We start from the raw sequence: 10,682 nt of genomic DNA, 5'->3' as shown, positions 1-10,682 counted from the left end.
GCCTCAATTGAGTACTACCTGGAAACCTACAACCAGAATCCGAAGCCATTTCGCTGGCACAAAAAAGCGAACGAGATCCTGGGTTCCGTAGCGCGTGCAGCAAAAGCATTGGGTAAGTAGTTTTTCGTCCTACTTGTGAAACACCACACTAGAGATTTTGCGGCATCAGAGTGCGCTCTCAGTCCTATCTGCAGTGCAGCGGCAATGCCAGAATCCAGTAACGCGTCAGCTGGAACGTCAGCCAAATCCGTACCGCAAACTGGGCAATCCGTTATTGGCTGACCGGGGTTCTGTTTTTGGTGCCACTGAGCAACCATCGTGTAGAGCTGCTGCCGCGCTGCTTGTTGCTTGTTTTGCTGCCGACTTACATGGGCTTCAGCTCGCTTCACCAGATCTTTTAGCTTGGCAACAAGCCACTCCTTGTCCGCATCGCTGATATCTTTAACCTGCTGTAGGACGCGAAGGGAGGGTAATCCCGCCAGAGCGACACTACTCAGATGCTCACGTGCGGACGCAAGTTGATTGAGCAACGCCTGACTACGTTCTGACGATCCCACAGAAGTGGAGCTCCCAAGGATCGTTTCAATATCTACCAAACCAGTAGTTTGGTGCTGAATCAACCTGACCCGAGCATCTGCGATGGCCTTGCTGCAATTCTGCTCAGCCGTTGCCTTATCGGGAGTCAGCAAGTCTGGTTCAGGCCCAAGCGTTTCGATTTCTGCACGCCAAGCTTCGAGAAAGGACTTCTTCCCTTCCAGGAATTGAATACGAGCATTATCTTTCGCATCCGTAGCAGATTCAGTTTCGTCTTTCTCGAGACGGCGGACCATGCGCGGTAGTCGCAGCCCTAGATCCTGCAGCGGCCTCAACCCTGTAAGCTGAGAGATGGCTTCTGAAAAGCTTGTCTTGTCGTCGAAACGCATGTTTGCAGCGATGGCAGGCATAAGTGTTCCCGCTTCAATTGCCCACTGCGGCAAACCTAGCGCCTCCAGCCCCGAGGAGACTTCAGTCACAGCTCCTCTATCACTTTTCTTCAGCTCGCGCCTCACTGTCGCAACATTGCCGTCTTGGTCTTGGAGGTCGAGTTCGACCCATGTATCACAGGCCGGACGATCGGCTAGCAGAGATAAATCATCCGCCGAAGGCAAAGGGACTATTGCTGGAAGATCAAAGCTCTTCTCCCCATCAGCGCTATTTGAAACGACTTCCACAGAAATTGGCTTGTTGACAAGGGCTGGCATATGTTGGGAACGGTGAGCTTTCCCGGTCAGACACCACATAATTGCGCTCTGCAAAGCAGATTTACCCGCTCCGTTAAACCCCCAAATGCAGGTAACATCACGATCAAAGTGAAGCATGAATACTTCAGGAGCCTTACCATCTGCGCCACAGTGGCGGTGTAATCCTGCAAAACGATGAGCGCGCAGTTCTTTAATACGCCAACGAGGACGAGTGCTGCTTGAAATCAAGGACCGACCAGTTGCGACGTGTGCCTTCGGTGTAGCGACTGCTTCCAGTAACTGCGCTGCTTCTGCAGCAGCCACCTGCTTGGCCTGCACCCAGAGCTCTTTCCGACTCGCGTAAAAGCCCAACACCGCTCGAGCATCTTCACTATCCAAAACGAATTCGCCAGCGCCGTCAGGAAGGATGACGGGACGCCCCTCACAAAGCACGTCTACGATTTGATCCAACGTGCAACTGTCCAATTCCATTGGTTCGGGTTGTATCGGGGGAACGGCTTGCATGAGTTCATTCCTTGAGATCATTGACAAGTAAAGGCTTCGACACTCAACGCGATTCGACTCATCGGTTGAGTTAACACCTCGAAGGAGGCAAGAAGGCGGTCGTTTAGGGTGCTCCAGGGCGGTTCACGATAAAGTCTGAGCAGAGAATAAACCAGCAGGGTGAGGTGTTCTGCGAGAAAAAACTTGTTTAATCAATACGCCCCACCATGCACTTCATAGGTAACGATGCAGATAACCCATCCTCACCGGGCCAGCCTATATCTGAATCAAGGCTCGCTCTGAGATGGGCGTTGTAATAAGCGGAAAACCGCTGGACGAAGGTCCAGTCTTGAACGATTAACGCCGGCGCGGCCCCCATGCCATTCTCGATTAGTAGGGAGCGATTCCACTGGAATCACCCTCAAACAACCGGCAGCACGCGCATCTCACCCACCAGCCATAATCCTCATCATCCCATCCATAGCACTACGCGCTAGCGCCTGGGCCTCTTTCGACGGTGGTTGTTTGGCCTGACAAGGGGCCGGTGAGCACTGAACCTCGGCCTCCAGTGGCACTTGGTTGAAGCCGGATACACGCCCCCCACCCTGCCCTTGCCCAAACACGTTAAATTCGCCATTTCGCGCCCTATCGATCATCCCGAACAAATACCCCGCCGGGTTGCGCATCACTTGCCGGTCACACCGCTGTGCCCATTGCTCAAGCACTTGGCTTTGCAGCTCAGGCGCGATCAGGCTCAGGGCTGTCTGGAGCTTCTGTCGCTGATCGAACGTCAATGCCAGGAACGCGGGCGGATACGCCGTGACCTGATCACCCGGCGGCTCGCTCGCGCGCGGTACTAAGTCTTTAAATACATCTGTATTAGTACTAGTACTGGATGAGTTCGGATTCCGAACCAGGCCGCAAAGCCCCGGTTTTCCAATGGGTTCGGATTCCGAACGCGGTGCTGCACGATTCCGAACTGGCTGTTTTTTACTGAGTTCGGAATGCTGCGCACTGAGTTCGGATTCGCTTGCCGGTCCTGGTCCCGGTCCCGGCTTTGGTCCGTCTTCAGGTTTTGCCCACTTCTGTCGTCCCAAGCGGCGCTGCAGGATGTCCAGCCGGGTCAGTATTTTGAAGTCGCGCACGTCGGGGTCGCGCTGAAATTCTTCCAGGGTGAATGCCGCCACTTCACGAATGGATTTGTTGGCGTGCTCTTGGGCATTGCCCAGCAGTTCCAGGTAGCTGCCGTCCAGCAGCAACGCTTCGCTGATGCTGATCGGTTCGTCGTGCAGCAGGTAGATATTGCCCTTGACCTGGCCGGTGGCTTCATCACGCACCCGGCCAGCCAGGCTCAGCCAGCGGGTCAGGCGCAAGGTGGTGAGTACCTTGGCGACGGTTTCCCGAGACGCCAGTTTGAAGGGTGATGCGGCCAGGTACGGTCGCAGTTGCTCGTAGGTGGGGAATGAGGTCAGGCCGTCGTCGTTGAGCAGCAGGCGAAACACCTGCCAGGCGTTGCGCTCCAGCGGAGTCAGGCGGTTGTCCAGCAACAGGCGGCGCGGGACGGTTTCGTGAGGGTTGCCGGTGAACAGCAGGCCGGTCTGTTCACTTTGCAGTGGTGACGGCTGCAAGGAGCCCGCTGAACGCTTCAGGTTGCCGGGGGAGTCGCGGGGCTGTTGCTGCAAGGTCTCGGTGGCGTGGTCGAGCAAAGCCGTAAGTCCGTGAAGCGTTGCCGGCGTGAAGCGTTGAGCGGTTCCATGCATTACAACAGGTCCTGTTCGATCCAGCTTTGAAGGGTGTTCCAGACCATGGTCAGGTTCACCTCGGGCATTGCCTCGGTGAGCTGCATGGCCGTGACGAGCAAGGCGCGTGCATCGCGAGGATCGGTGGAGGTTTGCTGGCCATATTTGACCCAGAGCTCCCACAAGGTTTGTTCTTGCGGCTGGGTCATCACCGGCCAGCGGCCGCGGCGATTGGGGATGCCTAGAATGCCGCGGCGCAAGGCGACTTCCTTGGCCGAGAGCCCGAACAGCTCATGGATCAGCGGCGAGCTGGCTCCGGCGCTGATCGCCTGCATGATCAGGCGGTCCTCTTCATCCTTGCGGGCTTGGGTCAGCAGGCGTTGCACCATCAGGTTGTCGACCACCACCCGCACCCAGGGCACCGGGGCATTCACCAGCAGGCTCATGCAGCTGGGTTCGATCAGGCTTTTCAGGTCATGTTCGGCAAAGCCCATTTCCAGACAACTGCGCATTTGCCCTCTGCGCAGGTCTTCGAGGATCTGGTAAGCCACGGCCAGGTTCAGCGGGTGAGCCATGAGCATTTCTCCCTGTCATCGTGCGCTGTGGCAGACCACTTCATGATTCTGCTTCCAGATCCGCCAGACGCCTGGCCAGGCGGATCACCCGGAACAGCTTGACCAGCGTTTCGTCATCGAGGCGTGCGGGTAAAACCTGGGTGCCCTGCGGCGCCGCACCGATCAAGAGCGCGGCGATTTCTCCCACGGGTATCTCAGCGCCGGGTTGTCCGCCCAGCGCGTGCAACAGCCCCACCAGAACCGAGCGGCCCTTCACATCATCGGGGTCGCCCAGCGCGTAGCCGGCTCCTGTAGAGGCCGGGTAAACCTCGACCTGAAGTTGCGCCGTCTGAGCGATGTCGTGGACTAACCCGCAGATCTGCAGGCGCAGTTCATCCGGCGTATCGATCTGCCGTTCGATGTACCACAGGTCCGACACCGGATGCAGGCCGCCGACCTGCACCGGTATGGCTTGCAGACAAGACTCGGCAAAGTCAGGGATCGGCTCGCCCGAGGCCTTGGCCAGTTGTTGCTTCATGGCCTGAATTCTCGGCGTCAGGCCGACGATGGGGCTGATCACATGAGCATCAATCAGCGCCCGACTGTCCTGCTCCGGGCGCTGTTCACTGGCGACTTCTGCAGGTTGCGACAGAGGATGGGGCGAATCATCAGGCCCACTATCAAGGGGTGGTATTAATGGTTCAGGCTTGGTTGTGGGTTCTTTGGTCGAGGCCGGTTGCGCCGCTGATCGGCGCGTTTTGTCTGTTACCGGTGTGCCGGCCACCGGCTCGGGCGCCGCGCCCCGGGCTTCGAGCATGTCCAGCTTGAGCCAGTTGTAGTCCTTGCCCAGCGGCTGTTGCATCTGGTGGATCAGTTCATCCTGAAACCGCTCGACGGTGAAATCCGGTGCGTCGTCGAAGCTGGCCAGCACGTCCTGGAACAGCCCGTCGAAGTCGATGTGCGCCGCTGCCTCACCGGCATGTTGCCGCCAGGTCTTTTCCGCACTGCGCCGCAAGGCAGTCAGGCGTTCGATCTGCGGCTTGCCCAGCCCGGCATACAGCAGCTTGGGGATCGCCGGCAGCAAGAACTGCACGGTGTCCTGCATTTTGCTGATGTGCGGCTGGGAGACCGGATAACCGTCCTCGGCCAGCCGCCGCGACAGGTCGCGTTGGGACAGTGGTTTGCCGCCCTCCTGCTCATAAAACTCGCGGGCGCGATCAATACCCAGCGCGCGTTCGACGAAGGTCAGCGCGCCGTGCATGTCGTTCTCGGCCAGGTGGCCGGTCAGGGCGATGATTTCGCCCCGCGCCGCCCAGGGCCGATACAGGCAGTGGATCTTCCAGTACTGCTCGTCGCGGGTTTCTGCCCATAGCTCGTTGAGAATCGCCAACCGGGTATTACCGCCATTGCGGATCAGGTAATTCGTCTCCCCCGGCCGCCGGGTAATCGCCGGCGGTGCATCCAGGCCACGGCTGCGGATCGACTCCTTGAGTTGGTCATAGATCGGGTTGCGGTTGAGCCGCGGGTTATGGTCATAGGGCCGTAACTGATCCAGCGTCACCACCATGGGCGTGTCGGCAATCGGGTCGGACAACTGGCTCACCGCACTGCCCTTATGCTGGAACGCGCCCTGCAGCAGTTTGCCTTTGACGTCTTCGGCACTCATCGCCTTGCTGCTCATGGCTGTGCATCCGTGCGATCGGCCGCAGCCGTCAGGCGATCGATCACCGCATTGGCGCGCCGAAGCTCTTGCTCAAGTTCGAAACTGCGAAACAGCCGGTGCTGAATCTCGGCATTCATTGAGCGGTTGGACTGTTTGGCCAGGGTCGCAATCTGCTGACGCAAACCGGCCTCGGAAAAGCGCACGATGAATTTGTCCTTTTGGGTGTTATGGCTGGTCATCCTCTACCTCCGGCTGTAGATCATGTGGGTGTGGGTACTGCAGGTCACCCACCGAAAGGGTGACCACTTCGATGTCTTGCATGTTCTCGACCCGGCAGGCCAAGGCGTAAATGAACCGGCCAATGTCCCGCTTGCCGTTCTTCAAGCGAAACACCACGGTGCATAACGCCTCTTCGGGCTCACAGTTGTTCATGGCTCGCCTCCTCGACGGCCAGGCTGCCGCACTCGGGGCACACCAGCGTGTCTGCATCGATTCCACGAGCGATGGTGTCCATCGAACGCTGCACCGCGCGATGGCGGGCAAAGACGGCCCGGCAGTCCAGGCAGTGGCTGCGCAGAACGGGCTGCCTGGGGATCAGCATCAATTCGGTGCTCATGCGTCAGCTCCTTGCCGATCTCTGGCCTCAAGATTGACGAAACGGGTGTGCGCCGCGACGAAGCCGGTACGCACGACGCCTGTGGGTCCGTTGCGATGTTTGCCGATGATCAGTTCGGCGAGGCCTTGGTCCGGAGTGTCGGGGTTGTAGACTTCGTCGCGGTAGATGAACAGGGTCAGGTCGGCATCCTGCTCCAGCGCACCGGACTCACGCAGGTCACCGTTTTGTGGCCGCTTGTTGGCGCGGTTTTCCAGGCCACGGTTGAGCTGCGACAGCGCCAGTACCGGGCAGGAAAACTCCTTGGCCAGCGCCTTGAGGCCGGCCGAGATCGCGCCAATTTCCAGGTTGCGGTTTTCATGGCCGGGGCACTGCATCAGTTGCAGGTAATCGACCATGATCAGCCGCGGTTTGCCGAACTGCCGCGCCGCACGCCGGGCACGGGCGCGCAGGGCCGTGGGGGTCAGGCCGGAGCTGTCATCGACCACCAGCCGCTGGCCATAGCCCTTGACCCGCGCCACGGCGGCCGAGAGTTTTAGCCACTCGTCATCCTCGATCTGGCCGCGCATCAGCCGCGATACATCAAGTTGCCCGAGAATCGCCAGCAGGCGATACATCAGCGCCTGCGCCGGCATTTCCAGCGAGTAGATCTGCACGGTGTTGGCCGAGTCCTGCTGCAGTACCGCATCGACCATGTTCAGCGCCAGGCTGGTCTTGCCCATCGAAGGCCGCGCCGCAAGGATCACCAGGTCAGCGTCCTGGAAACCGCCGGTTTTCTGGTCCAGATCGGTCAAGCCACTGGGCACGCCGGTCACCCCATTGCCGTGGTTGAAGTGGTAGTCCACCTGCTCCAGCAATTGCATGAGCGTGTCGTTGATGTCGATGAAGCACTCAGGGCTGCGTCCCTCACCCAAGGCATAGAGTTTTTTCTCGAACTCATCCTGGACATCCTGGCTTTTGACATTGGGCTCCGAGGCATGCCGGCTGCACTCATGCCCCAGCAGAATCAAAGCCCGCAAGTGCGCACGCTGACGGACGATCTCGGCATAGGTAGCGATGTTGGCCACCGAAGGGGTGTTCTTGGCCAGTTCGCTCAGGTAGGCGAGACCACCCACCTCCTCCGGGTTCGGCAACGCCTCGGCGACGGTCACCACGTCGAACGGCGCGTTACTGGCCGCCAGGCCCTGGATCGCCTTGAAGATCAGCCGATGTTCACGCCGATAAAAATCTTCGGTCTGCAACAGATCGGCCAACAGATCCCAGGTCTGGTTATCAAGCATCAAACCACCGAGCACGCCCTGCTCGGCTTCGACAGAGTGCGGCGGCACCACGTCCAGCAGGCTCACAAGATCACCTCCCGATGTAATACCCCACCCGTGGCTTGCATCGAGAAGCGGTCGAACTGGCCGCGCCATTGCGGAAACAGTTCATGGGCCAGGGTATGGATCACCGCGAAGGCTGACGCCGCTTTACGATTCTGCGGCTGTCGCTGCTCCAGCCGGTGCGCCGGCAGTCCTTGCGTGGCGGCACGACGAAACACCACGGCGGCCGGAATGGTGGTGTCCAGCAGGTTGAGCTGGGGATGCTCGGTCAGGGTCTCGGTCAGCGATTGATAGATCAGGCTCGCATCGCTGGTCGCGTCGAGTTTGTTGATCACGATATTCAGCGGCGGCGTGTGCACACCCAGTTGCGACAGCGGCTCAAGGTCTTTGAGCAGTTGCTGGGTGCCGCGATAGAACTCACGGGCGGCGAGCATATCCGGAGAGATCGGCGAGATGGCCATGTCGGAGGCCAGCAGTGCCATTTCCAGCATTACCGAGCGGGCGCCCTGGGTGTCGATCAGTACCAGATCGAAGTCATCGGCGAAGGCAGCCACCAGGTTCTTCAGACGCAGCCGGCCATCGGCGGCGTGCAGCAACAGGTTGCTGAGCTGATTGAACGGGTCGTTGGAAATGATCAGCGACAGGTTGGGGATGCAGGTGTGGCTGATGATCTGTTCGAAGCGCGTTTCGTTATGCGCGATCAGTTCGAAGGTGCCGCCAGGGGCTTCGTGCTCCAGGCGATAGAACGACGACAGCGACGGTTGGGTGTCGAGGTCGATAAGCAAGGTGCGAAGGTTTGAATCGGCGCAGAACGCGCCCAGATTGGCAGTGACCGTGGTTTTGCCCGGCCCGCCCTTGGTTGAAACGATGGATGCGATTTTCATGTTGCACGCCTCTTAATCGATTGATTGAGAGACGGCGTTGAACCATCAAAACAGCGGTTAGCGAATTTGTAACCAAAAATGAAAAAAAGGCCTTACGCTGGTTTTCCTGGGCAAGGTGCAAATGACGTATCAGTCATCATTTGCACGCCTGCTTTTCAGGAGCTGCGTAAAGCCTTGATTTTCATCGCAAAAATTTGGCTCCACGACCTGGACTCGAACCAGGGACCCAGTGATTAACAGTCACTTGCTCTACCAACTGAGCTATCGCGGAATGCGAGCTATCCTACTGATTTCAAAACGCAAGTCAACACGTCCCGAGAAAATTCCGGAAAAACTGCCAGCCTGCCCCAATCCGGGCTTCTTCCACTCAGCCAGCTGGCGTAGTGTGGCCTTGGCCCATCCCTTCCCAAACGATCACAGCGAGGTGAATGTCATGCCGCAGGATAGCCGTCTTCAATCCCTGTTCCCCAGCGCCGAACAGATTCCGGAGGTCTGGCGTCCGGGCCCGGCCATTGAGCAGCGCGAGTATCTGGTCGATGGCATTCTGGAAACCTGGCCCGGTGTTCTGGCCCCGGTGCGCAGCCCGATTTCGGTGCACCGGGGCAACACGCTGGAGCCGGTGGTTCTCGGCAGCACCCCGCTGATGGATGCCGATACGGCGATGACAGCACTGAATGCCGCGGTGCGTGCCTATGACCGGGGTCAGGGCGCCTGGCCAACCATGCGGGTGGTCGAGCGGATCCAGCATGTAGAGCAGTTTCTCAAGCGCATGCGCGAGCAGCGTGAGCCGGTGGTACGGCTGCTGATGTGGGAAATCGGCAAGAATCTCAAAGACTCCGAGAAGGAGTTCGACCGTACCTGCGACTACATCACTGACACCATCAATGCCCTCAAGGAGCTGGACCGGCGTTCGAGCCGCTTCGAGCTGGAGCAGGACACGCTGGGCCAGATCCGCCGGGTACCGCTGGGCGTGACCCTGTGCATGGGGCCGTACAACTACCCGCTCAACGAAACCTTCACCACCCTGATTCCGGCGTTGATCATGGGCAATACCGTGGTGTTCAAACCGGCCAAGTTCGGTGTGCTGCTGATCCGCCCGTTGCTGGAGGCGTTCCGCGACAGCTTCCCGGCCGGGGTGATCAACGTGATCTACGGCCGTGGCCGGGAAACGGTCAGCGCCTTGATGGCCAGCGGCAAGGTCGATGTGTTTGCCTTTATCGGCACCAACAAAGCCGCCAGCGATTTGAAAAAACTGCACCCGCGCCCGCACCGCCTGCGCGCGGTGCTGGGGCTGGACGCCAAGAACCCCGGGATCGTGCTGCCGGATGTGGATCTGGATAACGCGGTCAACGAGTCGATCACAGGCTCCCTGTCATTCAATGGCCAGCGCTGCACGGCTCTGAAGATCCTGTTCGTGCATGAGGACGTGATCGAGGCGTTTCTCGACAAGTTCCAGAGCAAACTGGCCCAGCTCAAGCCCGGCATGCCCTGGGAGCCAGGGGTTTCGCTGACGCCGTTGCCGGAGCCAGGCAAGACCGAGTATTTGCAAGGTCTGGTCACCGATGCCATGGCCCAGGGTGCGCGGGTCATTAACGAAGGCGGTGGCGAAGTAGTGGAGAATTTCTTCTACCCCGCCCTGCTCTACCCGGTGACCCCCGCCATGCGCGTCTATCACGAGGAGCAGTTCGGCCCGGTCGTGCCGGTGGTGGTCTACCGCGAGCTACAGACAGTGATCGACTACGTGCTGGACTCCGACTACGGCCAGCAGTTGAGCATTTTTGGCAACGACTCGGCGCAGGTCGGGCGGCTGGTGGATGCCTTTGCCAATCAGGTCGGGCGGATCAATATCAACGCCCAGTGCCAGCGCGGCCCTGACCAGTACCCGTTCAACGGGCGCAAGAACTCGGCCGAAGGCACGCTTTCGGTACACGATGCGTTGCGGGTGTTCTCGATCCGTACCTTGGTGGCGACCAAATTCCTGGAAAGTAACAAGGCACTGGTCAGTGACATCATCCGTAACCGCGAGTCGAGCTTTTTGACCACCGATTACATTTTCTGATGGCAGGGGGTCGGCATCGGCATTGCAGTGCCTGTGCCGGCCCGCTCACCTGCAAGCAGGCTCTCACGGGCCCGATGAGGCCGGCTAAGAGCAGCGACGACACCCCATAATTGATAATGATTAT

General features: G+C 59.2%; 9 protein-coding genes, 1 tRNA gene and 2 pseudogenes. 2 read left to right on the top strand and 10 right to left on the bottom strand.

What is annotated here, in order from left to right; genetic code table 11:
• Positions 1-120 (top strand): annotated as a pseudogene (locus NJC38_RS27670) (IS630 family transposase); the annotation flags it as partial.
• A gap of 920 nt (positions 121-1,040) precedes the next feature.
• Here NJC38_RS27670 and NJC38_RS27665 read toward each other — a convergent pair.
• From NJC38_RS27665 to NJC38_RS27620, 10 genes and pseudogenes are all read right to left on the bottom strand, one after another.
• A pseudogene (locus NJC38_RS27665) lies at positions 1,041-1,358 on the bottom strand (ATP-binding protein); the annotation flags it as partial.
• Between the two features lie 812 nt (positions 1,359-2,170).
• The gene (locus NJC38_RS27660; protein WP_253117985.1) at positions 2,171-3,484 is read right to left on the bottom strand and encodes an STY4528 family pathogenicity island replication protein; all 1,314 of its coding nucleotides are present in this window, start codon (positions 3,482-3,484) and stop codon (positions 2,171-2,173) included.
• A complete protein-coding gene (locus tag NJC38_RS27655) occupies positions 3,484-4,038 on the bottom strand; it encodes a DUF2857 domain-containing protein (protein WP_253117984.1) in 555 nt (184 codons plus the stop codon). Before NJC38_RS27655 ends, NJC38_RS27660 begins: the two co-directional genes overlap by 1 nt.
• A gap of 40 nt (positions 4,039-4,078) precedes the next feature.
• Positions 4,079-5,698 carry a ParB family protein gene (locus NJC38_RS27650; RefSeq protein ID WP_253117983.1) on the bottom strand — a complete coding sequence of 540 codons (1,620 nt, stop codon included), beginning with the start codon at positions 5,696-5,698 and terminating at the stop codon, positions 4,079-4,081.
• Entirely contained in the window at positions 5,695-5,919 is a 225-nt protein-coding gene (locus NJC38_RS27645; protein ID WP_253117982.1) for an Arc family DNA-binding protein, read from the bottom strand. The genes NJC38_RS27650 and NJC38_RS27645 overlap by 4 nt, the downstream gene beginning before the upstream one ends.
• Positions 5,906-6,112 (bottom strand): hypothetical protein, encoded by a 207-nt coding sequence (locus NJC38_RS27640; protein ID WP_253117981.1) that lies wholly within the window; start codon positions 6,110-6,112, stop codon positions 5,906-5,908. Before NJC38_RS27640 ends, NJC38_RS27645 begins: the two co-directional genes overlap by 14 nt.
• Complete coding sequence (locus tag NJC38_RS27635; RefSeq protein WP_253117980.1) at positions 6,099-6,296, bottom strand: hypothetical protein; 198 nt, start codon at positions 6,294-6,296, stop codon at positions 6,099-6,101. Before NJC38_RS27635 ends, NJC38_RS27640 begins: the two co-directional genes overlap by 14 nt.
• Complete coding sequence (dnaB, locus tag NJC38_RS27630; RefSeq protein ID WP_253117979.1) at positions 6,293-7,639, bottom strand: replicative DNA helicase; 1,347 nt, start codon at positions 7,637-7,639, stop codon at positions 6,293-6,295. Before dnaB ends, NJC38_RS27635 begins: the two co-directional genes overlap by 4 nt.
• Positions 7,636-8,499: a ParA family protein gene (locus NJC38_RS27625; RefSeq protein WP_253117978.1), complete on the bottom strand. Its 864-nt coding sequence runs from the start codon at positions 8,497-8,499 to the stop codon at positions 7,636-7,638. Before NJC38_RS27625 ends, dnaB begins: the two co-directional genes overlap by 4 nt.
• Positions 8,500-8,694: 195 nt before the next feature.
• A tRNA-Asn gene (locus NJC38_RS27620) sits at positions 8,695-8,770 on the bottom strand.
• 162 nt (positions 8,771-8,932) lie between these two features.
• On the opposite strand from NJC38_RS27620, the gene NJC38_RS27615 reads away from it, so the two are divergent.
• Positions 8,933-10,558, top strand: a complete 1,626-nt coding sequence (locus NJC38_RS27615; protein WP_253117977.1) for an NADP-dependent glyceraldehyde-3-phosphate dehydrogenase — start codon at positions 8,933-8,935, stop codon at positions 10,556-10,558.
• Positions 10,559-10,682 lie beyond the last annotated feature (124 nt).

It is taken from the genome of Pseudomonas sp. 21LCFQ010 (assembly GCF_024129905.1).
GTDB lineage: Bacteria > Pseudomonadota > Gammaproteobacteria > Pseudomonadales > Pseudomonadaceae > Aquipseudomonas.
This window is presented reverse-complemented; position numbering and strand designations above follow the sequence as displayed.